Annotated in this window: 23 protein-coding genes; 14 read left to right on the forward strand and 9 right to left on the reverse strand. The window is 71.9% G+C overall.

Annotated elements, in window-relative coordinates; translation table 11 throughout:
• The first annotated feature begins 143 nt into the window (after positions 1-143).
• On the forward strand, positions 144-827 hold the full coding sequence (locus DEJ08_RS01795; protein ID WP_110865654.1) for a hypothetical protein: 684 nt from the start codon (positions 144-146) through the stop codon (positions 825-827).
• Between the two features lie 375 nt (positions 828-1,202).
• On the opposite strand, the gene DEJ08_RS01800 is transcribed toward DEJ08_RS01795, so the two are convergent.
• The gene (locus DEJ08_RS01800; protein WP_110864991.1) at positions 1,203-1,805 is read right to left on the reverse strand and encodes a DnaJ family domain-containing protein; all 603 of its coding nucleotides are present in this window, start codon (positions 1,803-1,805) and stop codon (positions 1,203-1,205) included.
• Between the two features lie 46 nt (positions 1,806-1,851).
• Entirely contained in the window at positions 1,852-3,672 is a 1,821-nt protein-coding gene (locus DEJ08_RS01805) for a glycoside hydrolase family 15 protein (RefSeq protein WP_111053926.1), read from the reverse strand.
• A 503-nt stretch (positions 3,673-4,175) separates the two neighbouring features.
• Here DEJ08_RS01805 and DEJ08_RS01810 point away from each other — a divergent pair.
• The 4 genes from DEJ08_RS01810 to DEJ08_RS01825 all read left to right on the forward strand — a co-directional run bounded on the left by DEJ08_RS01810 (position 4,176) and on the right by DEJ08_RS01825 (position 8,399).
• Complete coding sequence (locus DEJ08_RS01810; protein ID WP_071404876.1) at positions 4,176-5,342, forward strand: RtcB family protein; 1,167 nt, start codon at positions 4,176-4,178, stop codon at positions 5,340-5,342.
• 127 nt (positions 5,343-5,469) lie between these two features.
• Positions 5,470-6,303, forward strand: a complete 834-nt coding sequence (locus DEJ08_RS01815; RefSeq protein ID WP_111039758.1) for a DUF1206 domain-containing protein — start codon at positions 5,470-5,472, stop codon at positions 6,301-6,303.
• Positions 6,304-6,382: 79 nt separating this feature from the next.
• A complete protein-coding gene (locus tag DEJ08_RS01820) occupies positions 6,383-7,258 on the forward strand; it encodes an SMP-30/gluconolactonase/LRE family protein (protein ID WP_111053925.1) in 876 nt (291 codons plus the stop codon).
• Positions 7,259-7,328: 70 nt separating this feature from the next.
• Positions 7,329-8,399 carry an alpha/beta fold hydrolase gene (locus DEJ08_RS01825; RefSeq protein ID WP_111039756.1) on the forward strand — a complete coding sequence of 357 codons (1,071 nt, stop codon included), beginning with the start codon at positions 7,329-7,331 and terminating at the stop codon, positions 8,397-8,399.
• 120 nt (positions 8,400-8,519) lie between these two features.
• Here DEJ08_RS01825 and DEJ08_RS01830 read toward each other — a convergent pair whose 3' ends face one another.
• The 5 genes from DEJ08_RS01830 to DEJ08_RS01850 all read right to left on the reverse strand — a co-directional run bounded on the left by DEJ08_RS01830 (position 8,520) and on the right by DEJ08_RS01850 (position 12,400).
• Positions 8,520-9,713 carry an NAD(P)/FAD-dependent oxidoreductase gene (locus DEJ08_RS01830; protein ID WP_111024713.1) on the reverse strand — a complete coding sequence of 398 codons (1,194 nt, stop codon included), beginning with the start codon at positions 9,711-9,713 and terminating at the stop codon, positions 8,520-8,522.
• Between the two features lie 31 nt (positions 9,714-9,744).
• A complete protein-coding gene (locus tag DEJ08_RS01835; RefSeq protein ID WP_111053924.1) occupies positions 9,745-10,545 on the reverse strand; it encodes an SDR family NAD(P)-dependent oxidoreductase in 801 nt (266 codons plus the stop codon).
• A gap of 8 nt (positions 10,546-10,553) precedes the next feature.
• On the reverse strand, positions 10,554-11,060 hold the full coding sequence (locus tag DEJ08_RS01840; RefSeq protein WP_071404882.1) for a Dps family protein: 507 nt from the start codon (positions 11,058-11,060) through the stop codon (positions 10,554-10,556).
• Between the two features lie 113 nt (positions 11,061-11,173).
• The gene (locus DEJ08_RS01845; protein ID WP_111024711.1) at positions 11,174-11,686 is read right to left on the reverse strand and encodes a MarR family winged helix-turn-helix transcriptional regulator; all 513 of its coding nucleotides are present in this window, start codon (positions 11,684-11,686) and stop codon (positions 11,174-11,176) included.
• Between the two features lie 147 nt (positions 11,687-11,833).
• Complete coding sequence (locus DEJ08_RS01850; RefSeq protein ID WP_027464982.1) at positions 11,834-12,400, reverse strand: NADPH-dependent FMN reductase; 567 nt, start codon at positions 12,398-12,400, stop codon at positions 11,834-11,836.
• Between the two features lie 106 nt (positions 12,401-12,506).
• On the opposite strand from DEJ08_RS01850, the gene DEJ08_RS01855 reads away from it, so the two are divergent.
• The 6 genes from DEJ08_RS01855 (at position 12,507) to DEJ08_RS01880 (ending at position 18,751) form a co-directional block, all read left to right on the forward strand.
• Positions 12,507-14,153 (forward strand): glycoside hydrolase family 13 protein, encoded by a 1,647-nt coding sequence (locus DEJ08_RS01855; RefSeq protein ID WP_111053923.1) that lies wholly within the window; start codon positions 12,507-12,509, stop codon positions 14,151-14,153.
• A gap of 109 nt (positions 14,154-14,262) precedes the next feature.
• Positions 14,263-16,266, forward strand: a complete 2,004-nt coding sequence (locus DEJ08_RS01860; protein WP_111053922.1) for a lectin-like domain-containing protein — start codon at positions 14,263-14,265, stop codon at positions 16,264-16,266.
• Positions 16,267-16,409: 143 nt separating this feature from the next.
• Entirely contained in the window at positions 16,410-17,069 is a 660-nt protein-coding gene (locus tag DEJ08_RS01865) for a DUF308 domain-containing protein (RefSeq protein ID WP_258366994.1), read from the forward strand.
• On the forward strand, positions 17,066-17,329 hold the full coding sequence (locus DEJ08_RS01870; protein ID WP_071404886.1) for a hypothetical protein: 264 nt from the start codon (positions 17,066-17,068) through the stop codon (positions 17,327-17,329). The genes DEJ08_RS01865 and DEJ08_RS01870 overlap by 4 nt, the downstream gene beginning before the upstream one ends.
• A 128-nt stretch (positions 17,330-17,457) precedes the next feature.
• Positions 17,458-17,997 (forward strand): RNA polymerase sigma factor, encoded by a 540-nt coding sequence (locus tag DEJ08_RS01875; protein ID WP_111053937.1) that lies wholly within the window; start codon positions 17,458-17,460, stop codon positions 17,995-17,997.
• On the forward strand, positions 17,987-18,751 hold the full coding sequence (locus DEJ08_RS01880; protein WP_146245113.1) for a hypothetical protein: 765 nt from the start codon (positions 17,987-17,989) through the stop codon (positions 18,749-18,751). Before DEJ08_RS01875 ends, DEJ08_RS01880 begins: the two co-directional genes overlap by 11 nt.
• Positions 18,752-18,884: 133 nt before the next feature.
• On the opposite strand, the gene DEJ08_RS01885 is transcribed toward DEJ08_RS01880, so the two are convergent.
• The gene (locus DEJ08_RS01885; protein ID WP_181438927.1) at positions 18,885-19,796 is read right to left on the reverse strand and encodes a LysR family transcriptional regulator; all 912 of its coding nucleotides are present in this window, start codon (positions 19,794-19,796) and stop codon (positions 18,885-18,887) included.
• Positions 19,797-19,844: 48 nt separating this feature from the next.
• On the opposite strand from DEJ08_RS01885, the gene DEJ08_RS01890 reads away from it, so the two are divergent.
• Together DEJ08_RS01890 and DEJ08_RS01895 are read left to right on the forward strand one after the other, a co-directional pair.
• Positions 19,845-21,134 (forward strand): MFS transporter, encoded by a 1,290-nt coding sequence (locus DEJ08_RS01890; protein WP_111046244.1) that lies wholly within the window; start codon positions 19,845-19,847, stop codon positions 21,132-21,134.
• 120 nt (positions 21,135-21,254) lie between these two features.
• A complete protein-coding gene (locus DEJ08_RS01895) occupies positions 21,255-21,860 on the forward strand; it encodes a hypothetical protein (protein WP_111053919.1) in 606 nt (201 codons plus the stop codon).
• Positions 21,861-21,972: 112 nt separating this feature from the next.
• Here the strand turns inward: DEJ08_RS01895 and DEJ08_RS01900 are convergent, their stop codons facing one another.
• Positions 21,973-22,887 carry a cation diffusion facilitator family transporter gene (locus DEJ08_RS01900; protein ID WP_111030904.1) on the reverse strand — a complete coding sequence of 305 codons (915 nt, stop codon included), beginning with the start codon at positions 22,885-22,887 and terminating at the stop codon, positions 21,973-21,975.
• Positions 22,888-22,934: 47 nt separating this feature from the next.
• On the opposite strand from DEJ08_RS01900, the gene DEJ08_RS01905 reads away from it, so the two are divergent.
• Positions 22,935-23,603, forward strand: a complete 669-nt coding sequence (locus DEJ08_RS01905; RefSeq protein ID WP_111053918.1) for a DUF4166 domain-containing protein — start codon at positions 22,935-22,937, stop codon at positions 23,601-23,603.
• Position 23,604: the final 1 nt, after the last annotated feature.

A 23,604-nucleotide genomic window follows, 5' to 3' on the forward strand; every position in this document is an offset into this window, starting at 1 on the left:
ACCGTTCGGGCGGGGGCGCCGAATGACTTGCACAGGGCAAAAGCCCAGGGCGCTCTCCGGTCACAGTTGGCCGGTACTCAGTGTGTGCACAGTGCACATTCGGCCACCGGCCGGAGCGCCTCCAGAGCAAAGGACTGATCACGATGCGTAAGAGCCTCAAGACCTCCATCACCCTCGCCACGACCGGCGCCCTCGTCCTCGGCGGTGCCGCGTTCGGGATCTCCTCCGCCCAGGCCGCGACCCCGAACGTGCACACGGTGTCCTCGTCGTCCGAGTCGAAGATCCCCGCACCCGTCGCCTCGGTCCCCGAGGTCCTCGGTGGCTCCACCGCCGTGAAGCTCGACTCCGGCTTCACCGACGCCCTCACCGCCCTGAAGCTCACCCCCGGCGTCTCGGGTGACGCAACCCTGGCTGACGGGTCGGTGTCGTTCCCGATCACCGCCGGGTCGGTCACCTACTGGTCGCCCGATGGCAACTACCGCCCGTACGTGCAGGGCCTGCTGAACCACGACGACTCGGGTCTGACCCTGAAGGCCGGCGACACCACCGTCACGCTGGAGAACTTCGTCGTGAACCCGGGCTCGTCCAAGCTCTACGGCGACGTCCTCGTCAACGGCAAGGTCGCCGCGGCCAACGCGTTCCTGTTCGAGCTGCACGGCGGCTCCCTCAAGCCCCTCCAGCTCGAGGGCGACAACGCCATCCTCACCGGCACCACCGTCCACATCTCCGAAGACGCCGCCGGCCTGCTGAACAAGACCTTCGGCACCGACGCCGTCAAGCGCGGCCTCCTCGTCGGCACCGCCACCATCACCGCACAGATCAAGTAACACCCCGCACCACCACAATCGGCCCGGACCACGCAGCAGCGCGGTCCGCGCCGACTTGCGTCGCGGCTCGTGCGTCGAGCGGTACCGGGCGTACCTGGCGGAACCGGGCATACCTGGCGAGTTCTTTCGACCAGGGACGCCCGTTCTTGCGAACCAACGCGCGCGCGATGGGAAAGAACGGGCGCACAGACGGACGGGAGGCCCAGTGCCAGCTGGCACGGGCCTCCCGTCCGTCATGTGGGTACGCCGGGCCGGCGGCCTCCGTCGTCACGGGCTGGGCGACACCTCACGTGCTCACGTCCGCGTGGTCTGTCGCTCAGCGCGAAATCGCGCCCGGACCGGACCGCCCGCCCCCGCGCCGCACCGCGCCACCGCTCAGCGGCGCCGCCACCACCGCCGCGGCTTCGCCTCGAGCCGTGCCTGCTCCGCAGCCCGCGCGGCCGAAGCCATGCGCACCTCGCGGCGCTCCCGCCAGGCGAGCACCTCGGCCTCGACGTCGCGCATCGGCGTCACCACCGGCGGCCCGCCGAGCAGCTGCCGCCGTGCCTCTTTCACCCGCGCGTTGAAGTCCACCAGGACGTCCCGCACGTCGGACTCCAGCGACAGCGCGTCGAGTGCGTCGTCGAGTTCGGCGTCCTCGGTCCGCAGCGCCAGGGCCGGCGGAGCGATGCCCCGGATGTCCTCACGCTCGATCTTCGACTTGATCCACCAGTCCGGGTCGTGCTGCCCGTCGAGTCCCGGCAGTGGCTTCCCGTGGTACGGGTTGCCCTCGAAGACCCCGCGGCGCTCGGCCTCCGCGATCTGGGCCCGGGCGTGCGCGGCGACGTCGGCGGCCTTGAGCAGCCGACGTTCCTCACGTTCCGATCGCACCTCGTCGGGGTCGAGCGACCCCCGCTCGATCTCCTGGTCGACGAGCTGCTGGTAGCGGTAGCGCGCGGCTCTGCGGAGCCGGTCCATCCGTGCATCGACGTCGTTCATCGTCAGACCATGATGCCCCGCGCCCCCGACGGTTCGTCCAGCCCGGTCAGGACTTCTCTGAGACTTCTTCGATGGTCAGCGCGGCCTGGATGAGGGCCAGGTGCGACAGACCCTGGGGGATGTTGCCCATGAAGTCCCCGTCGACGGCACTGAGCATCTCGCTGAACAGGCCGACGTCGTTCGCCTGAGCGACCATGTCGTCCATCAGCTGCTTCGCGTCGTCGACCCGTCCGACGCAGGCCAGGGCCGCAGCGAGCCAGAACGAGCACGCCACGAACGGCGATTCCTCGTCCTGGATGCCGGAGTACCGGTACACGAGCGGGCCGTGCTGCAGCTGCTCCTCGATCGCCCGGATCGTGGACTCCATGCGCGGTCCGCGGTCGAACGCCGACATCGCGTGCAGCAGGATCGAGCAGTCGAGCGCGTCGGTGCCCGGGTACATGACGTAGTGGCCGAGTTCCTCGTTCCACCCGTTCTCGGCGACCCAGTCCTCGATGAGCTCGCGGTTCTCGATCCACTTCTCGCGCGGGCCGTCGATCATCCCCGCGTCGTGCAGCTCGACTGCGGCGTCGAGCGCCTGCCAGCAGCCGATCTTGCTCGTCGTGTAGTGCTGCGCCTCCTGCAGCTCCCACATGCCCGAGTCGGCTTCCGGCCAACGGTGGCACGCGTCGTCGGCCAGGTCCTGCAGCACCGAGGCCGTCTTGCGGTCGAGCACGTTGCCGGCCCGGACGTACTGGCGCATGATCTCGAACACGTCGCCCCAGACCCCGAGCTGCAGCTGGTCACCCGCGCGGTTGCCGATCGTGACCGGCCCGATGCCGTTCCAGCCCGGGACGTCGCGCTCCTCGACGGTGTCGCTCTTCGACCCGTCGAGTCCGTAGAAGATCGGCATCGTCTCGTCGTGCTCGGCGATCGTGCGCATCACCCACGACACGGCGGCGTGCGTCTCCTCGCGCAGACCGAAGCGGGTGAGCGCGTGCACCGTGTACGCCAGGTCGCGCACCCAGGCGAACCGGTAGTCCCAGTTCTTCCCGCCGGTGCGGTCCTCGGGCAGGCTCGTCGTCGGGGCAGCGGCGATGGCGCCGGTGGGGGCGAAGATCAGGAGCTTCAGGGCGAGGGCGCTGCGCTGGACGGCGTCCGACCAGGGGCCGTCGTAGCTGAACTCCTTCGACCAGGTCGACCAGTTCTCGATCGTGCGGTCGACCCCCTCGAGCGTGCGCTCCGGCTCGGGCAGGAAGATCGGCTCGTCGTACGTGCCGACGATGGTCAGGATCGACTTCGACCCCTCGGTGGTCGAGAACCGCCCGGAGAACCGGGGGCCGTCGTCGTGCACCGGTTCGAAGCCCTGCTCGACGATCGCGATGGTCACGCCGTCGATGCCGATCACCGTGCCGTTCGCGGTGTCGAGTCGGCGCGGTTCCGCCGTGTTCAGGATCGTGCCGGGCACGACCGCCCACTCCATCTCGACCGACCCTTCGACCCCCTGCACGCAGCGGCCGATCTCGGCCCACGGCAGGCGTCCGGCCACACCGGTGACCATGGCGTCGGTCACGGTGGCGGTGCCGGACGGGGTCGTCCACGTCGTCACGAGCACGTTCGTCCCCGGCAGGTAGGCGCGGGACACCTGCGCCCGGTCGTCCACGGGCCGCAGGGCGACGTGTCCGCCGTGCTCGGCGTCGACGATGCTCGCGAACACCGGCGGCGAGTCCATCGACGGGATCGGCAGCCAGTCGATCCGACCGTCGAGCGCGATGAGGGCGACCGTCCGCCCGTCGCCGATCGCGCCGTACGAACGGAGCGGGACGTACCCGTTCGTCCGTTCCTCGTTCTCGGTCGCGTCGGGGGTGTCTCGCGTGCGCTCGGTCATGCGTCCAGCCTGCCCCGGCCCCGGTGGCGACCATCAGGCGGACGTACCCCTCGTGGAGAACGCACGCCGGGCCTCCCGCCTGTAGAGAACCACCGGCGAACCGCCGGAGCACCCCAGGACAGCCGCCGGCCAACCCCCGGCGCCCAGCCGACACGCCCACGTGACTTGCGCATCCCGGGCGTGTCGCACTAGCGTCGTCCTCCTGCCGATCGGCAGACCGCCCGCCCCGGGCACACCGGAAGGACCGCGCATGCGCGCCGTGCAGCACAACGAGGAACGCGTCGAGCTCCAGCTCGCCGCGGCCGCCGTGCTGCCCGAGCAGCAGTGGTCCCTCCGCTATCCCGCGTAGGCACGCGACGTCCAACGACGCCCCGTGCCCACCCGGCCCGGGGCGTTCGTCAGCACCGCTTCCTTCCGTCCGCCACGTCCGGCGACGACCAGGAGGCCCGGCGTACGACCGTCTCGGACCGTCACCTCGACCGTCACGAAAGCGAGACGACTCCATGAAGAAGATCAACGACCGATTGCTCAGCTGGGCCTCGATGCTCGAGGACAACACCGAGCAGCAGGCCCGCACGACCGCGCGCATGCCGTTCGTGTTCCCGCACCTGGCCCTCATGCCCGACGCACACCTCGGCCTCGGGGCCACCGTCGGGTCCGTCATCCCGACCCTCGGCGCGATCATGCCGGCGGCCGTCGGCGTCGACATCGGCTGTGGCATGATCGCGGTCCGCACGCAGTTCACCGCCACCGACCTGCCCGCCGACCTGCAGGGGCTGCGCGAGCAGATCGAGCGCGCGATCCCGCTGTCGGCCGGTGCGTCGAACCGGAAGATCGTGGCGACCGCCGCTCCCCGGATCGCCGAGCTCGAGGCGATGGCCGAGACCGCCGGGTTCGACCCCGACGGCGTGCACGGCGGGTGGCGGAACCAGCTCGGCACGCTCGGGTCCGGCAACCACTTCATCGAGGTCTCCCTCGACGAGCAGGACCGGGTCTGGCTCTTCCTGCACTCCGGGTCGCGGGGCGTCGGCAACAAGATCGCGCAGCGGCACATCAAGGTCGCCAAGAAGGCCATGGAGCGCTGGTGGATCCAGCTGGCGGACCCCGACCTGGCCTACCTGGTCGAGGGCACGCCGGAGTTCGACCGGTACATCGCCGAGCTCCGGTGGGCCCAGCACTTCGCGCTGCTCAACCGCGAGGAGATGATGGACCGCGTCGTGCGGCAGCTGTCCGAGGCCGTCGGCACGCCCGTCGACGAGCGCGAGCGGATCAACTGCCACCACAACTTCACGCAGCGTGAGACGCACTGGGGCAAGTCCGTGTGGGTCTCACGCAAGGGTGCGATCCAGGCGAAGGCCGGTCAGCCCGGCCTGATCCCCGGGTCGATGGGCACCGCGTCGTACGTGGTCGAGGGACTCGGCAACAAGCCCTCGCTCGAGTCGTCCCCGCACGGTGCCGGCCGGCTGTTCTCGCGGAGCGCTGCCCGGCGGACCTTCACCCACGAGCAGCTGCGCGAGGCGATGGCCGGCATCGAGTACCGCGACACCGACGCGTTCCTCGACGAGATCCCGGCCGCCTACAAGCCGATCGACCAGGTCATGGCGGACGCCGAGGACCTCGTGTCGATCCGGCACACCCTGCGGCAGGTCGTCAACGTGAAGGGCGACTGAGACGCGCCCACCGACGGACGGGAGGCCCGTGGCGGCACCGCCACGGGCCTCCCGTCCGCCACGTGGCGGACCGCACGGCCCGGCGCGCCCCGGACAGGACGGCACGCGTCGGGCACGCTGGGCCGTGATGAGCGACACGGCGGAACACGCAGCGAAGGAAACCGGACGACAGGTCCGGCGGGCGGCCGACAGCCGCTGGTTCGAGGTCACGGCACGCGCCGGGTTCGTCGGCAGCGGCATCGTCCACCTGCTGATCGGGTACCTGGCGATCCTGCTCGGGATCGGCAACGCGTCCTCGGGCGGCGAGACGGACCAGTCCGGTGCGCTGCAGCAGATCGCCGCGGTCCCCGGCGGGGTGTTCCTGCTCTGGCTGATCGCCGTCGGCACGGCCGCACTCACCGTGCGCCTGGTCGTCGAGGCGATCGTCGGCGGCCGTTCCGACACCACCCGGGGCTGGCTCGCCCGGCTGAAGGACGTCGCGAAGGCCGTGGTCTACGGCGTGATCGCGTACTCGGCGGCCTCGTACGCGCTCGGCGCCGGCTCGAGCTCGAGCAGTTCGTCGCAGAGTGCCGCGGCGAAGACCCTGGCGACACCGGGCGGGGTGTTCGTGCTGGTCCTGGCCGGGGCGATCGCGGTCGCGGTCGGCATCGGGCTCGTGGTGATCGGCTGCCGCCGGTCGTTCCGGAAGCAGATCACGCGACCGTCGGGTCAGCTCGACCGCGTGGTCACCGTGCTCGGCGTCGTCGGGTACGTCGGCAAGGGCGTCGCCGTGGTCATCGTGGGCGTGCTCATCGCCGTCGCGGGGCTGCAGAGCGACCCCGACCAGGCCACCGGCCTCGACGCCGCGTTCGACGCGGTGCGGAGCATGCCCGGTGGGGTGTTCGTCCTCGTCGCGATCGGCATCGGGTTCCTGGCCTTCGGCGTCTACAGCTTCTTCCGCGCGCGGTTCGCCCGCCTCTGACCCGCCGGCGCCGCCGCGCTACCCACCGACGCGCGCACGCCTGAACGGGCACGGACCACCCCCGCGGTAGACGGGGTCGATGAGCACCAACGTCACGACCGGCCCCGCGACCGTCTTCGCCGACGCCCGAGCGGTCCTCGCCGAGAGCATCGTGTGGGACCCGTCCGCACAGCTGCTCCGGTGGGCCGACATCACCCTCGGCACCCTCAACACCGCCGAGGCCGACGGCACCGTGCGCTCGAGCGTGCCGCTGCCGCCCCCGTTGGCGAGCTTCCAGCCCCGGGCCGCCGGCGGGTTCGTCGCGGCCCTTGGCGACACCGTCGTGGTGATGGACGAGCAGGGCGCCGTGGAGCGCGAGATCGCCCGCGTCACCCACAGCACCTCGGGCAACCGGTTCAACGAGGGCAAGTGCGACCCGTTCGGCCGGTTCCTGGTCGGCAGCATGAACGTGACGACCGGCGAGCCCGACGCAGCGCTCTACTCGATCGAGGCCGACGGCACGACCCGGGTGCTCCGCGGCGGCTTCGGCGTGACGAACGGCATGGAGTGGTCGGAGGACGGCAGCACGATGTACGTCACCGACACCAGCGCCTCGACCGTCTTCCGGGGGTCGTACGGCCCGGACGGCGAGCTCGGCGAACTCGAGCCGTTCATCGTCGGTCAGGCGCACGACGGCCTGGTCCGCGACGACGAGGGCTGCTTCTGGAGCGCGATCTACGGCGGGTCCCGCGTCGAGCGCTACGGGCCGGACGGCTCGCACCTGGAGACGGTGGAGCTCCCCGTCGCCAACCCGACGTCGGTGGCGTTCGGCGGCCCGGACATGTCGACGCTCTTCGTCGGGACGGCCCGCGAGAACCTCACCGAGCAGGACCTGGAGCAGGCGCCCCGGTCCGGCGCGGTCTTCGCGGTGCGGACGACGGTCCACGGGTTCCCCGCGAACACCTTCAGCGGCTGAGCACGTCGTCGCCGCCCGCGCGGACGGCGGCCGGGTATCCTGGGCGACCGCCCGACCGGAGGAGACCCACGTGGACGACGAACGCCAGGCACCGCGGCCGGACCCGGCCGGCGAGCTCGCCCAGGCCGAGGACGCTGACGTCACGGTGCAGGTGGACCGGGTCGCGGTCGACGGCACCTACGTCCGGGTGAGCTCGATCGGTGAGCCGGGCGAGCGGGCCTTCCTGCTCGTCGCGGGGCTCGGCATCGCCTCGACCTACTACGAGCGGCTCGCCCCGCACCTCAACGAGAACGGGCCGGTGCACGCGCTCGACCTGCCGGGCTTCGCCGGAGTCCCGCGGTTCCGCGGCAAGGTCTCGATCGAGCGCTACGCCGACGCGGTCGAGCGGGTCATCGACGACCTCGGGCTCCAGGACCCGGTCCTGGTCGGGCACTCGATGGGCACCCAGGTCGTCACCGAGGTCGCCGCCCGCCGTCCGGGGATCTCCGACCTCGTGCTCATCAGCCCGGTGGTCGACTCGTCGGCACGGACGGTGCGGCAGTCGGCGTTCCGGTTCCTGCGGTCGACGCTGCACGAGCCCGCCGCGGTCCGCTGGCACGGCATCACGGCGTACGCACTGTGCGGCTGGCACTGGTTCCGGAAGGTCCTGCCGCGGATGATCGCGTTCCCGATCGAGGAGCGCGCCGCCCACGTGCAGGCCCGCACCCTGATCGTCCGCGGTGAACACGACGCGATGGTGCCGCGGGACTGGGTCCGTCGGCTGGCGCGGGTGTTCCCGTACGCGGTCCTCCGCGAGGTCGTCGACGGCGCACACTCGGTCATGCACGCACAGGCCGACGCGGTCGCACGGCTCGCGGTGGCGCACGTCGACCACCGGATCCCCGACCGGGGCGTGTCGTCGCTGCAGCGGGTGCGCGACGACTCGACGTCGTCGGACCTGGCGCGGCTCAGCCCGGGGGACGCCTGGTTGCTGGTCAAGTCGCGGTTCATCGAGCTGTTCGGGATGGCCCGGAACGACGACGAGACGCTCGAGGCGGCCAAGTCCGCACACGCCGTCGCGATGGCGGACGGCGACGACCTGCCGGTCGACCCGGCGGATCGCCGGGCGGTCGTCGACGAGGTCGCGCCGGAGTCGAAGTAGCCAGCACCGTCGAAGCAGCGGGCGTCGCGATCTGCGGGCGACCGCCTGGAGGCCCGGTGCCGGTACGACGGACGGGCACCGGGCCTCCAGGCAGTCGCGACCACCGCGACGGGCGAGCGGTCAGGGCGTGATGCGGCCCGGCAGCATGTCGGGCGTCAGCGCGTTCGCCTCGGCGAGGACCTTGCGGGCCTCGTCGGTCTTGTCCCACACGTTCCAGAGCAGCACGCCCCGGACCGTGTCGTCGTCGTCCAGGTAGTAGACGACGCCGGTGACGGTGGGGTCCTGCCAGTCCTCGACCGTGCGGAGCTTCGAGCTGACCTGTCCGACGGCCTCGTACCCCATGTCGAAGACGTCGGAGTAGAACATCGGCGTGTGGTCGTAGGTCTCGTCGGCGTCCGCGAGGTTGCGGCCTGCCTGACGACCCTGCTGCTGGGCGTTGTCGACGTGCTCCACCCGGCGGGTGCCGAGGATCCGGTCCGGGTACTCGGCGACGTCACCGGCGGCGAACACCGAGTCGTCGTCGGTGAGCAGCGTCGAGGTCACCACGATGCCGTCGCGGACGGTGAGTCCGGCGTCGGCGGCGAGCTGCGTGGCGGGTTCGATGCCGAGTCCGGCGACGACCGCGTCGGCCTCGACCACGGACCCGTCGTCGAGCGTCAGTCGCACGCCGTCGGCCGTCTCGGTGCCCTCGGACACCCGACGACCGGTGCGGAGCTCGACGCCGTGGTCGACGAAGCGCTGCTGGAACGCCCGAGCCAGGTCGTCCGGGAACATCCGTCCGCCGACGACCTCGTCCGGGTCGACCAGCGTGACGCGTGCACCGTTCTGCACGATCCCCGCCGTGATCTCCTGGCCGATGTACCCGCCGCCCACGACGGCGACGTGCGCTCCGGCGTCCGCGAGTTCGCGCAGCCGGCGGTAGTCCGACGCGCTGCGGTAGTCGAGCACGCGTGCCGACGGGGACAGCCCCGGCAGCCCCCGGGGCTTCCCGCCGGTCGCGAGCAGGAGCCGCTCGTAGCCGTGCGTCGCGCCGTCGGCCGTCGTGACGGTCTTCGCGGCACGGTCGATCGCGGTGACCGCGGTGCCCAGGACGAACTGCGCCCCGGTCTCCTCGGTGTGCAGGTCGACCTTGTCGTCCCAGCTGAAGTCCGGGTCGGTCCAGAGCTTCTTCGAGAGCGCGGGCCGGGCGTAGGGCCGGTCGACGTCCTCGCTGAGGATGCCGATCGACCCGTCGGTGTCGAGCTCGCGGATGCCACGGGCAGCAGCGTCGGCGACCATCCCGCCGCCGACGATGAGGTAGCGGAAGTCGGTCATGACGCCTCCTGGCGGTGCTGTGGTGCCACGATCAGATCGTGGCGACCGAGCCGGAGTCGACCCGGTAGTTGGCGCCGTTCACGAAGCTGGCCAGGTCCGAGCACAGGAAGGCCACCACGTTCGCGACCTCTTCCGGCTCGCCGCGGCGCTTGAGCTCCATGTACGGCCGCTCCTCTTCGAGGAAGCTGCCGATGGCCTCGTCGAACGAGGTCCCGCGCTGCTTGGCCCGCTTGTCCATCATCGCGTCCGTCATCGGCGTGTGGATGAACGCGGGGGAGACCGTGTTCACCAGCAGCCCCTCGGAGGCGTAGGAGCGCGACAGGCCCTTGGCGAACGAGAGCACCCCGGCCTTGGCGGCGCAGTAGGGCAGCTCGTCGTCGTACGGCTGCGAGGCGTCCTCGGACACCAGGCAGACGATGCGTCCCCAGCCGCCCTGGCGCAGGTCGCCGATGAACTCGCGGGTGATCCGCACCGGCCCCATCAGGTCGATGTCGATCGTCTCCACCCAGCCGGCCTCGTCGATCTCGTGGAACATGCCCTGGGCGCCGGTGACGCCCGAGGACTGCACCAGGATGTCGATCTCGCCGACCGCTTCACGCACCTTGTCGTGCAGGGAGGCGAGGCTCTCGGCGCTCCGGACGTCGGCGGCGAAGGCGTGCAGCTTGCCGAGCGGCGCCTCGAGCTGGTCCGCACTGGTGTCCAGACGGCTCTGGTCGATGTCGGTGACGACCACGGTCGCACCCTCTGCCAGGAGGATGCGCGCCGTGTTCCAGCCGATGCCGGAGTCGCCGCCGAAGACGAGTGCGGTCTTGCCCTGGATACCGAGGTCCACCCGGGCCCCTACGCGTGTGCCGACGCGTCGGCGACGGCAGGCGTGGTCGCGGAGGCCAGCGGGGTGCTGGGCGCGCGGTTCTCGGCGGAGACCATCCACGCGAGCTGCTCGAGGCGCTCGATGAAGCCGTGGAGCAGGTCCGCGGTCGTCGGGTCCTCGTCGTCGACCTCGTCGTGGACATCGCGCATGGTGCCGGTCGCCTGGTACAGCCGGAGCGTGACCTGGTCGATGGCGTCGTGCGTGGTGATCTCGCCCGAGGGGAACGCGTCGAGGTGGCTGCCCGCGGAGACGGTCGCCGAGCGGCCGTCCGGCACGAGGTACAGCGCACGCATGCGCTCGGCGGTGTCGTCGGCGAACTCACGAGCTGCGTCGACGATCTCGTCGAGCTGCAGGTGGAGGTCGCGGAAGTTGGTGCCCAGGATGTTCCAGTGGGCCTGCTTGCCCTGCAGGTGCAGGTCGATGAGGTCCACGAGGACCGCCTGGAGGTTCTTGGCCATCTTGTCCGAAGCGTGCATGGTTGTGGCTCCTTTCGCGTCGGTGTGACCGTTCCGGTCTACGCGGTGCCGCAGTGCACGCTCTCAGTGCGCTCGGAGGCAGCGTCCCCCGAGGTCGTCCGGTGCAGGGCTGCTCAGTGCGACGGCGCGGGGTCGACCTGGTCGACTGCGTCGCGCATCTGCTCCAGGAACCCGGCGACGATCCGCGCCTCGGACGCGGGGAGCCCCTCGGCGATCGACATCATCCGGCGGTGCATCACGCCGAGCGTGGCGCGGACCTCGTCGTCGGTCTCGGTCGTCGGCGTGATGACGAGGGCCCGGCGGTCGGTGGGGTGCGGGTCGCGGCGGACGTGGTTCGACTTGACCAGGCGGTCGATGAGGATGGTCGTCGAGGCCGACGAGATCTTGAGGTACGCGGCGAGGTCCTTCGGGCTCACGGCGGTGCCGGAGCGCTGCGCCTGCAGCAGGAAGCGCACGGCGAGCAGGTCGGTCTCGCCCATGCCCATCGAGTCACGGGTCCGGCGGCGCATGGCCGTCTCGGCGGATCGGTACCGGCGCAGGGCGTTCAGCACCGCGACCCCGCGTTGGGTCGCGTCGTCGTCCGGGAACCAGTACCCGGACGCCTCGGTGATCTCCTGCGTCGACATGGCGTTCAGGGTAACCCGTCTCGTATCTCGGCCGTCTAGTGAACTCCCGGGTTCTGCGGCGTCCGATGCGTCCGATGCGTCCGCACCGGACGGACAGGAGGCCCGTGGCGGGGTCGCCACGGGCCTCCTGTCCGATGGTTCGTCGCGTTACGCGGCTGCCTGCTCGTCCGTGCCGGCTGCGGCCTCGGCGAGCGCGGTGAGCGCGCCCTGCACGAGCGTCGTGACCTCGGCGTCCTCACGCGGGTGGGTCTCCGCGAAGCGGACGACCGACTGCGGGATGGCGACCTTGACGTCCTCCAGGACCTTCGCGCCGGCGATGCCGGCGGCCTTGCGGGCGTCGTCGTGGGCCCAGACGCCGCCGTACTGGCCGAACGCCGAGCCGATCACGGCGAGGGGCTTGCCGGACAGCGGCGAGGCACCGAACGGACGCGAACCCCAGTCGAGCGCGTTCTTCAGGACGGCGGGGATGGTGCCGTTGTACTCGGGGGTGATCAGCAGGACGGCGTCCGCGGTGGCGACGGCGTCGCGGAAGGCGACGGCAGCGGCGGGCGGGGTGTCGCCGTCGATGTCCTCGTTGTAGAACGGCAGGTCGACGATGCCGTCGAAGGTGTGCAGCTCGATGCCCTCCGGCGCGTGGTGCGCGGCGGCCTCGGCGAGCTTGCGGTTGATGGAGTCGGCGCGCAGGCTGCCGACGAGGACGAGGACGTTCGTCATGGAGCTCCTTCTGTTGCGGGATGCTGTTGCTGGACGGAAAGGTGTCAGCGACAACCAATGCGATCGTAGGGGGCGCTATTCCCAGCACCCTGGGTACGGTGGCGACGTGACCACGCTTCGGACCCCGGCCAGCACGCCACGAACCACCGACCCGACCTGGTGGCGCGACGCCGTCGTCTACCAGGTCTACCCACGCAGCTTCGCCGACACGGACGGCGACGGGCTCGGTGACGTCGCGGGCATCACGAGCCGGGTGCCGTACCTGGCGTCGCTGGGCGTCGATGCCCTGTGGCTCTCCCCGTTCTTCCCGTCGCCGCTCGCCGACGGTGGTTACGACGTCGCCGACTACCGCGCCGTCGACCCGAAGCTCGGGTCCCTCGACGACCTGGACGCCCTGGTCAGGGCCGCCCACGAGCACGACCTCAAGGTCATCGTCGACATCGTGCCGAACCACACCTCGGACCAGCACGAGTGGTTCCGGGCCGCGTTGGCGTCCGCGCCGGGGTCGGCCGAGCGGGCGCGGTACGTGTTCCGTGAGGGCTCGGGCGCCTCCGGGGAACTGCCGCCGAGCGACTGGGTGTCGAACTTCGGTGGCAGCGCGTGGACCCGAGTGCCCGACGGGCAGTGGTACCTGCACCTGTTCGCCCCCGAGCAGCCCGACCTGGACTGGTCGAACCCCGAGGTCCACGCCGACTTCGAGGACACGCTGCGCTTCTGGTCCGACCGCGGTGTCGACGGGTTCCGCGTGGACGTCGCGCACGGTCTGGCGAAGGACCTGTCGACCCCGTACCGGCCGTCGAACGAGCAGGACCTGCCGCTCGACGGCTCCGACCCGCTGTACGACCGCGACGAGGTGCACGAGATCTTCGCCACCTGGCGCCGGGTGCTCGACGAGTACGACCCGCCCCGTGCCGCGGTCGCCGAGGCCTGGGCCCCGGCACCCCGCCGCGTCCTGTACGCCCGGCCGACGGAGCTCGGGCAGGCCTTCAACTTCGACCTGCTCGAGGCTCCGTTCGAGCCCGATGTGTTCCGTCGGATCATCGAGCGGAACCTGGCCGCCTCGGAGCAGTCCGGTGCCTCGAGCACCTGGGTGCTCTCGAACCACGACGTCGTGCGGCACCCCACCCGTTACGGCCTGCCGGACGGCACCGACACCGACGCCTGGCTCATGACGGACGGCACGACGCCGGAGCTCGACCGTGCACGGGGGCTCCGTCGGGCCCGAGCGGCGACGATGCTGATGCTGGCGCTGCCCGGGTCGTCGTACGTCTACCAGGGCGAGGAGCTCGGGTTGCACGAGGCCGCCGCGATCCCGCGCGACCTGCTGCAGGACCCGAAGTGGCTCCGCACCGGGCACACCGTCAAGGGCCGGGACGGCTGCCGGGTACCGATCCCGTGGACGCGCTCCGGACCGTCGTTCGGCTTCGGGGACGTCGCACCGCACCTGCCGCAGCCGCAGGACTTCGGGGAGTCCTCGGTCGAGGCCGAGGACGGCGATCCCGAGTCGACCCTGTCGCTGTACCGCCGGGCACTGGCCGCACGGCGTCGCCTGCAGCAGGGGGAGGCGCTGACGTGGCTGGAGTCCGGCTCCGAGGTCGTGGCGTTCGCGCGGCACGACGGCTGGCGGTCGGTCACGAACTTCGGCACCGCGCCGGTGCCCCTGCCGGCCGGGACCGTCGTCGTCGCGTCCGGGCCGCTCGACGGGGTCGCACCGGGGCTGCTGCCGGGTGAGACGACGGTGTGGCTGGCCTGAGCGGTCCGCTCGCGTCGTTCTTCCTCCACAGCCGGGAGGCCCGTGGGGGCGTTCCACAGATCGTCTCCCCGCCGCCCGGGGGTGACGTCCCGGTCGCGAGCATCGGGGCATGACAGATCCCACTGCATCAGCTCCAGCTCCAGCTCCTGCCCCAGCGCCTTCCCTCGACCGGCGGTCGTTCCGCTCGCGGGTCGTCCGCCGTCTCGCTGCGGCGTGCGCCACCCTGACCGCGATCGGCGTGCTCGCGGCACCCGCGGTCCTGCCGTCCGGGTCGAGTGCGGCCGCCCTCGACTTCCCGTACGTCAACCAGTTCTCCAGTGCGTCCGGCGGTGCCCTGCACGGTGACGCCGCGGTGTCCGGCGGCCGACTGCGGCTCACCGACGACATCCGGAACCAGGCGGGGGCGTGGTCGACGAACGACACGTTCCCGTCCGACACCGGGCTCGAGATCGAGTTCACGTACGCGATGCACACCGAGAAGGACGACCCCGGCGCCGACGGCCTGCTGCTGTACCTGGCCGACGGGGCCTCCGCGCAGGGCGTCGGGTCCTTCGGCGCCGGTCTCGGGTACGCATGCCGCAAGGAAGCGACCGAGGGCGGTGGCCGGGAGTGCGACCTGCCGGGCGTCCCCGGTGGCTTCGCGGCCGTCGCGATCGACCACTACGGCAACTTCTCGTCACGCATCAACGGGTCCGGCCCCGGAGCACAGCCCGACCACGTGGTGGTCCGGGGCTCCGGCAACGGGACCGAGGGCTACCGGTACGTCGCCGGTGCCGCGGCACCTGGTGGCACCGTGACGGCCGGTTCGACGCCCCGGACGGTCCGGATCACCCTGCTGCCCGACGACGACGGCGGGCTCGCGGTCTCCGTCCGGCTGCAGGTCGGCTCGACCATGCGCACCGTGCTCGACTCGGTCCCGCTGCACGGCGACGGGCAGGCCGCGCTGCCGAGCACGCTGCGCCTCGGGTTCGCCGGGGCCACCGGCAGTCACGTCGACAAGCACGAGGTCGACGCGCTCCGGGTCTGGAAGCCGGCGGACCTGTCCGTCGAGCACGACCTGCCCGCGACCGCGACGGCGGGCGAACCGCTCCGCTACACCGTGACGGCGCGGAACCCCGGCCCGAACGCCGCCGACCCGAGTCCGCTCCAGGTCGACGTGCCCGACGGCGTCGAGGACGTCACCTGGACCTGCACGGCCGCGGACGGCTCCGCCTGTGCGACCGGGTCGGGCACCGGTGACGTCGCGACCGACCTGTCGTTGCCCCGAGGGGGTTCCGCCGTCGTCACGATCGAGGGCCGGGTGGCCGAGGGCACGTCCGGAGCGCTGGAGAGCGTTGCGACCATCGCCCCGCCGACCTCGTTGTCCGACACGAACGAGGCCGACAACGCCTCGCGGGCGACCACTACGGTCACTGCCCCCGTGATCGCCGCCGACGTCGAGACGGACAAATCGGTGTCGCCGTCGACCGTCCGGCCCGGTGACGAGGTCGAGTACCTCGTGACGGCCCGGAACCGGGGGCCGTCGGTGGCGCAGCAGGTCGGGGCGGTCGACGACCTGCCCCAGGCCATGCGGTTCGTGGGCTCCGAGGACGGTTGCACGGCCGAGGGGCAGCGGGTGACCTGCAGCTCCGACGTGTCGCTCGAGGTGGGCGAGACCCTGGACTTCCGGATCCGCGCCGAGCTCGACCCCGCGTACCAGGGGGACGGCTCCGACGTGGTGAACGTGGCGACGGCGACCTCGCCGACCGACGCGGACGGCGGCGACCCGTCCACCGGCGTCGCGATCGTCGTGGGCCCGGACGACGAGGGGCCCGCGCCGAGCCCCGCGCCGACGACCGGGCCTGCTCCGGACGACGGGGACGCCGGTGGTGACGGTTCCGGTGGTGACGACGGTGACGGCGCCGGTGTCGACGACGGCGGCGGAGCCGGTGACCCCGCAGCCGACCGTCGGGCGGCTGCCCCCGTCGGAGCCCTCGCCTACACCGGCGCCGAAGGGCTCGGCCTCGCCGCGGCGCTCGCCGCCCTGGCCGCCGCCGCCGGATCCGTGTGCTGGTGGCTCGCCCGACGTCGTGCTCGCCGGAACGCGCCGTCCGACGACCCGCAGCAGCCCTGACACCGCCGGGACGGCACCCGGAGGCGGTGTCGTCCCGGTGCACGGGTGTGGACGTCCACAGGGGGTCGAGTCCGCTCCGGTCGGGCGTCCACCCCACCGGCGGTAGGATCGGATCCACGATCCGCATGCCCGAAAGAGGTCTCGTGTCCGACACCGTGGACGACGCCACCACCGTGGAAGACGCGACCCAGCGCGCGCGGTACTGGCCGATCCCGATCCTCCGGGCGATCCCCGCAGCGGTCGTCGCGATGGTGATCACCTTCTCGACCAACCACGCCGCGGGCTACGGTCTCCTGCTGTTCGGCGGCTTCGCCCTGGTCGAGGGCCTCGTGCTCCTGTTCGCCGGGATCTCCCGACTGCCCCTCGACGGTCGATCGCGTCGCACGACCCTGCTGCAGGCCGTCATCACCCTGCTCGCCGCCGTCGCCGCGTTCGCGTGCAACGGGTTCGGGCTGCCGGCCTTCATCACGGTCATCGTCGCGTTCGCGGTGCTGACCGGGGCCCTCGAGCTTTCGCAGGGGCTCCGTGCCCGTCGACGCTCGCCCTTCGCTCGCGACTGGACCACGATCGGCGGCCTCACGCTGCTGCTCGCGGTCGCCTTCCTCGTCACGCCGCCGGACTACTCCCAGCAGCTCGGTGGCGTGGAGCAGGTCACCGGCACCCTCGACGCCTCGATCGTGCTCGTCGGCCTGCTCGGCGCGTACCTCGCCATCACGGCCGTCTTCCACGTGATCGCCGGCCTCTCGCACAAGTGGGGCACGGCCACGCCGGCCGTCGCCCCGGACGGAGCACCACACGCATGACCACCCCCAGCCGTCGTGACCGTCTGCGCCCGGTCGAGCTCCTCGGGATCTCCGCGATCATCGCGGTGTTCACCGGGCTCGTCGTGCTGTTCTCGACGCGGGAACTGCAGCTGGCCGTGATCTTCCTCGGCGTCGCGTTCATCGTGGTCGTCGTCGTGCTCGCGATGCTGCAGCTCGCCTCGTCGAGCGAGCAGGACGACAACGACATGCTCGGCGGGCACAAGACGCCGGGCGAGGGCGACGGCGACGACTTCCACTGACCGCTGATGTCTGACAGCTGACAGCTGACGGCTCCGGGCGGACACGCCCGAGATCACGAATCCGCCACGGTCCTGTCAGGATCGCGGGTCCTGCCGACACCTCTGAGTGAAGGAGGTGGGATGTGGACGTGACGACCGGCACCGACACGGACGAAGGACTCGTCCGTGCGATGGCACAGGGAGACACCGGCGCGCTCGCCCGGGCGTTCGACCGGTACGCCCCCACCCTCACCCGCTACGCGTGGGCGCTCGTCGACGACCGGTCCGACGTCGAGGAGATCGTGCAGGACACGTTCCTGACGCTCTGGCAGCGCGCCGCGACCCTCGAGCTGCCGGCGGACACGGTGCTGCCGTGGCTGCTCGTCGTGTGCCGCAACCACGCCTTCAACACCGGCCGCAAGCAGGCCCGGCGCCGCACGGACGAGCTCCCGGAGCACCTCGCCTCGCCCGCCGACCACGACGAGGCCCGCGAGACCCTGCGCTGGGTCCGTGCCGAGATCGCCGCGCTCCCGGACCTCGACCGCCGCATCTGCGAGCTCTGCCTCCTCGAGGGGCACTCGTACGCCGAGGCCGCCGAACTCCTCGGACTCACGGTCGGCGCGGTCACCCAGCGGGTGTCCCGCAACCGTCGACGACTCAAGAAGGTGGTGATGCACGATGAACACTGAGCCTCCGCAGGGAGACGACCTGCAGCGCATGCTCGTCTCGATGAAGCAGAACGTCCTCGAACGTGCCACCCCGCTCCCGAAGCGTCGTCGGGGCCGGTCCGGGATCGTCATCGGTGTCGTCGCGCTGCTCGCCGTCGGCACCGCGACCGGTGCGGTCGCCCTGACCCTGTCGCAGCAGAACGCCGACCCGGTCGCCGCTCCCACCCAGACCCAGCAGCCCGAGCCCGCGCCGTCCTCCACGACGCCGAGCTCCGCCCCGATCACGGGGGCCCCGGTCCCGAAGCCCACCCCGACGTCGACACCGACCGCCGCCGCGGCGACGATCCCGGCGACGTGCCGCGACATGGTCCCGGCAGAGGACTACACCCGGCTCTTCGGGGAGACTCCGCTGACCGAGATCTCGAAGGCGAAGGACGGGACGGCCGGCGGCGATGGTGAGGACGTCACCTGGGCGAACGGCGAGTCGAAGATCATCTGCACGTGGGCAGATCCCCGAGCCGACGTCAGTGGGCTCACCATGACCGTGGGGACGGCCGGGCCCGGGGCCGCGGACGTGCTCGCCACCAGTCCGCTGGAGTGCGAGGACCGCGACGGCGGGCGGGTGTGCCAGTCGTCCGTCCCGGCCGAGGCTGCCCCGGTGGACCAGGTCTCCACCTTCTTCCTGCGCGACGACACCTTCATCGTGATCCGGCAGGCGAACTTCCCGACGAACGGGCTGCTGGACGCCGTCGTCGGGGAGATCTGGGGGGACTGACGGCCCGGAGGCACGAGGCGGACCCGACCCGTGCCTCCAGTCCGTCGGTGGCCAGATCGTGAGCAGGAACGGTCGCCTCGCGCACCGTGACGCGACCGTTCCTGCTCACGAAGCACAGCGAGCGCGCTCAGGGTCACCCGAGCCGCGCCGCCACGATGTCACGCGCCAGCGTCCGGACCGCACGGCTCGGCTCCGGGGACGTCCGGACCGCCAGGCCGATGCGGAGCGGGTCGACCTCGTCCTCCAGGTCGAGCACCGCCCCGTCGTACCGCACCCCCGAGTCCGGCACGACCCCGACGCCGAGCCCGGCCGAGGCGAACCGGATCACGGCGGGCATGTCGTTCATCTCCGCGACGATGCGCCGACGGATCCCGAGCCGCTCGAGTGCCCCGTCGAGGATGATCCGGTTGCCGAACCCGTGCGCCGTGTCGACGAAGGGCTCGTCGGCGAGTTCGGCGAGCGACACCGACGACCGGCCGGCGAGCGGGTGGTCCGCCGCGGTGAACACCCGGAACGGCATCTCCCGCAGCGGCTCCACGACGACGCCGGCGGGCACGGTGGGCAGGCCCGTGTAGGCGATGTCGAGCCGCCCGGCGACGAGGTCCTGCACGAGGCCGGTCGTCCCCGACGGCGACGTCATCAGCTCCACGGCGACGAGCGGGTGCTGTCGTCGGAACCGCTGCAGCACGCCCGTCAGGTCGACGATGTCCATGCTCGTGAAGATGCCGAGCCGCACCCGGCCCCGCAGGTCGGCGTCGTCGGCGGTGGCCAGGTCGCGCATCCGGTCGAGGGACTCGAGGACCGCGCGGGCGTGGGGGAGCAGGTCCTCGCCGGCGGGGGTCAGGACGAGCTGTCGGCCGGTGCGATCGAAGAGCCGCACCCCGAAGCTGCGCTCGAGCGAGGCGATGCCCGCGGACACCGTGGACTGCGCGGCCCAGAGCCGTTCCGCGGCCCGGGTGACGCTGCCCTCGGCGGCGACGGTGACGAACTGGTCGAGCAGTCGGGTCTCCATCGTCCGAGTATCGAACAGATCGATCGTGCACATCAAGCGCATCCGTTGGACTCGATGCACCGCGAGCGCGATCATCGGAGCATGTCAACCGTCACCGACACCCCGACGGGCACCGTCCCCGCCACCACCGCCGCTCCCGCATCCGCGAGCGACCGTGTCGTCGCCCCGCGCGGACGCCGTGTCCACACCCGTCGGCGCCACGGTTTCGGCTTCTGGGTCGTCGCCTTCGCGTTCCTCGCGGTGATGGCCTTCGCGACCGTCCCCGCGCCCCTCTACGTCATCTACCAGGCCCGCGACGGCTTCCCGACCTTCACCACGACGGTGATCTTCGCGGCGTACGGGGTCGGGGTCGTCGGGTCGCTGTACCTGGCGGGACACCTCAGCGACGTGCACGGGCGGCGCCCGCTCATCCTGGTGTCGATCGCCCTCGAACTCGTCGCCGCCGTGCTGTTCCTGCTCTGGAACGACGTCACCGGCCTCATCGTCGCCCGGCTCGTGACCGGCCTCGGCGTCGGGACGCTGACGGCGACCGCGACGGCACACCTCGGTGAGCTCCGGGTCCGTGCCACCGGGTCGAGCGACTCCGCGAAGGGCGCGAGCGTCGCCGCCGGAGCCGTGAACCTCGGTGGCCTGTCCCTCGGTGCCCTGGTCGGCGGAGCGCTCGCCGAGTTCGTCGGGCAGCCGCTCATGGTCCCGTACGTGGTGTTCGTGATCGCGCTGGCCGTCGCGTTCGTGCTCGTGCTGGCTGCACCGGAGACGGTCGACCGTCCCGAGCAGCCCGTGGCCTACCGCCCGCAGCGCATGCAGGCTCCCGAGGGGCAGGGTGCCGCGTTCTGGGCCGCCGGCGCAGCCGCGTTCGCCGCGCTCGCCGTGCAGGGCCTCTTCACCTCGGTCGCGCCGAGCTTCCTCGGCACCACGTTCCACGTCACCGACCGCCTGGCCGCCGGCGCCACGACCTTCGGGGTCTTCGCCGCGAGCGCGCTGTCGCAGATCGTCTTCGCCCGACTGTCGCAGCGTGCGCAGATCCGGCTCGGCATGCTGCTCCTGGTCGTCGGCCTGGTCGTCCTCGCCGTCGCCGCGGTCCTGCTGCAGGTCGCCGGGTTCATCGGCGGCGGAGTCGTCGCGGGAGCCGGCGTCGGCCTGCTGTTCCGCGCCGCGATCGGCAGCGCCGCAGCACTGGTCGGCCCGGAGCGCCGGGGCGGCGTGCTCGCCGCCACGTTCCTCATCGCCTACGCCGGGCTCACCGTGCCGGTCGTGGCCGTCGGGGCGGCGCTGCTGGTGATCCCGACGCTCCCCGTCCTGATCGGGTACGTGGTGCTCGTCGCCGTCCTGGCCGTCGTCGCCGGCACCCGGCTGGCCGCGCGCGCCTGACGTATGGCGGGCCTCCCGTCCGCCCGGAACCAGGTTCCGGACACTGCACCACGCGATCGCGCGGTGCCGTGTCCGGAGCCTGGTTCCGTCGTGCGGTCGAACTCCCGGCATACTGGGCGCGTGCCCCGGAACCGCAACCGTCCCGTGATCACCGGCGTCGCGGCCGTGGTGGCCGCCGGTCTCCTCGCCGGCGGGTTGTTCCTGACGGCACGGCAGGGCGCGGACGACCCCACCATCGGTGCCGGCTCGGCCTCACGGACGCCGAGCGACGCGCCGACCGCCGCCGGTGACGGCACCGTCACGATCACCCGCACCGGGCCGGACATGCCCGGCAGCACCGCGCTCGGCCGGTGCGACACCACGACCCAGGCGGCCGTTGCGCAGTACGAGACCGAGGCCCTGGGCCGCGTCACCCTGCAGTGCGGCACCGCTGCCCAGGGGTACGAGCACATCCGGGTGCGGCACACCGCCGACTGGCAGGACGTCGTCACCGGGCACGGCTCGCGCGACTGGGACGACGCCATGCTCACCGCGGTGCAGACGGCGCTCGAGGACCCGCGCTCCGGGTTCCCGCTCGACGCCGGCGACGGCAAGGTCTGCTACGCCGCACCCGTCCGGTTCGACGACGGTTCACGCCCCGACGACGAGCCCTGGGTCAAGGTGATCGTCTCGGCCACCACCGACCGGGTGATCACGGCGTACCCCACGCGCACCGACGACTGCTGACGCGGGCACCCGCGGACACCCGTTCTGCGACAGACCACGGGTCGATCACCTGGTGGATCGTCGCGAAGCCGGAGCGACCCCGACCGACGCCCACACGCCCGAGCGCGGACCCCTACGCGTGCACCTCGTACTCGTGCCGCCGGTGCGACACCGGCTCCAACTGGAACGTCGAGTGCTCCACCGGCACGTCGAAGTGCTCCGCCACGCAGCGCTGCAGCTCGTCGAGGATCGCCGGGGCGTGCGCCGTCGAGAAGCAGTGGTCGTCGACGACCACGTGCGCGGTCAGGTTCGGCACCCCGGTCGCCACGAGCGTCGCGTGCAGGTCGTGCACCGCGATGACGTGGTCGAGCTCGAGGATGTGGCCACGCACATCGTCGAGGTCGAGCCCCGGCGGCGTCGACTCGAGCAGCACGTTCGCGGTCTCGCGCAGCAGCCGGATCGCCCGCGGCAGGATGAGCAGGCCGATCAGGATCGCGGCGACGGAGTCCGCCCGCTCCCACCCGGTCAGCATGAGCACGACCGCGGCGATGATGACGGCAACCGAGCCGAGGGTGTCGTTGAGGACCTCGAGCCGGGCGGCGCGCGAGGTGAACCCCTCGCCCGAGGCTCGCAGCAGCACCGCGTAGGCCACCAGGTTGCCGACGAGTCCGACGATGCCGAAGACGAGCAGCGGCCCGGAGTGGATCTCCTCCGGCACGAACAGCCGTTGGACCGCCGAGATGATCACGTAGACCCCGACGGCGAGCAGGATCGCGGCCTGTGCGGTGGCCCCGAGGACCTCGGCCCGCTGGAAGCCCCAGGTGCGCTGCGCGGTCGGGGACCGGCGGGCGAGCCGCGTCGCGACGAGCCCGATGCCGAGTCCGCCGGTGTCGACGACCATGTGCCCGGCATCGACGAGCAGCGCGAGCGAACCCGTGACCACGGCGCCCACGACCTCGGCGAGCAGGATGCCCGCCGAGATGCAGAACGCGATGAGCAGGGCGCGCTCCGAGGCGTGCCCGACGCCGTGCCCGTGGTCGTGTCCCATGTGCGACATCGTAGGGATCCGCACTGACGACATGCCAGGATCGAACCGTGAGCCGGTCGCCCTACGAGCTGTCCACACCGCCGGACGTGCTGGCCCGGCTGCACCCGCGGCTCCGCACGTACTTCGGCCCCGTCCCGCCCGGGCACGTCGGCCGCGGCGAGGGCGTCTTCGACGTCGTCGGCACCCCACGTCGGTGGCTCTGGCCGGTGCTCGCGGTGTTCGCCCGCGACTCCGTCATGTTCCCGGTCTGGGAGCGGGACGTCCCGTTCACGGTCGAGAACCGGCCGGCTCGCGTCCGCCGCGGGTCAGGGGTCAGCCTGGAGGCCCGGGTCGCCGTCCGCGCGCACCGCACCTTTCGGTTCCGCTCCGGGAGCCGCACGATGGTGGACGCCATCACCGCCGAACCCGACGGCCTGGTCGACCACCTGGGTCGCCACGGGCGCGTCAGCGCCCGGCTCCGGGCGCAGGTCGACGCCGACGGTCCCGACGCGGGCGCCCTGCGCCTGGTCTCCACGCGCGTGACGTTCCGTGCGCTGGGACGCGATCTGCGCCTCCCGGCCGCCCTGAGCCCGCGTGTGACGCTCACAGAACGATTCGATGACGAAGCCGACCTGCAGCGCGTGTCCCTGGTGCTCACGGCGCCGGTGCTCGGCACGCTGTACCGGTACGAGGGGGCGTTCCGGTACGAGATCGCGCCGGACACAGAACGGGGATGAG

It is taken from the genome of Curtobacterium sp. MCLR17_054 (assembly GCF_003234335.2).
Taxonomy (GTDB): Bacteria; Actinomycetota; Actinomycetes; order Actinomycetales; family Microbacteriaceae; genus Curtobacterium; species Curtobacterium flaccumfaciens.

What these genes read in the sequence shown, in the direction of transcription:
- DEJ08_RS01795 (WP_110865654.1), top strand. Translation starts at nt 144, where the DNA reads ATGCGTAAGAGCCTCAAGACCTCCATCACCCTCGCCACGACCGGCGCC.
- DEJ08_RS01800 (WP_110864991.1), bottom strand. Translation starts at nt 1,805, where the DNA reads ATGAACGACGTCGATGCACGGATGGACCGGCTCCGCAGAGCCGCGCGC.
- DEJ08_RS01805 (WP_111053926.1), bottom strand. Translation starts at nt 3,672, where the DNA reads ATGACCGAGCGCACGCGAGACACCCCCGACGCGACCGAGAACGAGGAA.
- DEJ08_RS01810 (WP_071404876.1), top strand. Translation starts at nt 4,176, where the DNA reads ATGAAGAAGATCAACGACCGATTGCTCAGCTGGGCCTCGATGCTCGAG.
- DEJ08_RS01815 (WP_111039758.1), top strand. Translation starts at nt 5,470, where the DNA reads ATGAGCGACACGGCGGAACACGCAGCGAAGGAAACCGGACGACAGGTC.
- DEJ08_RS01820 (WP_111053925.1), top strand. Translation starts at nt 6,383, where the DNA reads ATGAGCACCAACGTCACGACCGGCCCCGCGACCGTCTTCGCCGACGCC.
- DEJ08_RS01830 (WP_111024713.1), bottom strand. Translation starts at nt 9,713, where the DNA reads ATGACCGACTTCCGCTACCTCATCGTCGGCGGCGGGATGGTCGCCGAC.
- DEJ08_RS01840 (WP_071404882.1), bottom strand. Translation starts at nt 11,060, where the DNA reads ATGCACGCTTCGGACAAGATGGCCAAGAACCTCCAGGCGGTCCTCGTG.
- DEJ08_RS01845 (WP_111024711.1), bottom strand. Translation starts at nt 11,686, where the DNA reads ATGTCGACGCAGGAGATCACCGAGGCGTCCGGGTACTGGTTCCCGGAC.
- DEJ08_RS01850 (WP_027464982.1), bottom strand. Translation starts at nt 12,400, where the DNA reads ATGACGAACGTCCTCGTCCTCGTCGGCAGCCTGCGCGCCGACTCCATC.
- DEJ08_RS01860 (WP_111053922.1), top strand. Translation starts at nt 14,263, where the DNA reads ATGACAGATCCCACTGCATCAGCTCCAGCTCCAGCTCCTGCCCCAGCG.
- DEJ08_RS01870 (WP_071404886.1), top strand. Translation starts at nt 17,066, where the DNA reads ATGACCACCCCCAGCCGTCGTGACCGTCTGCGCCCGGTCGAGCTCCTC.
- DEJ08_RS01880 (WP_146245113.1), top strand. Translation starts at nt 17,987, where the DNA reads ATGAACACTGAGCCTCCGCAGGGAGACGACCTGCAGCGCATGCTCGTC.
- DEJ08_RS01885 (WP_181438927.1), bottom strand. Translation starts at nt 19,796, where the DNA reads ATGTGCACGATCGATCTGTTCGATACTCGGACGATGGAGACCCGACTG.
- DEJ08_RS01890 (WP_111046244.1), top strand. Translation starts at nt 19,845, where the DNA reads ATGTCAACCGTCACCGACACCCCGACGGGCACCGTCCCCGCCACCACC.
- DEJ08_RS01900 (WP_111030904.1), bottom strand. Translation starts at nt 22,887, where the DNA reads ATGGGACACGACCACGGGCACGGCGTCGGGCACGCCTCGGAGCGCGCC.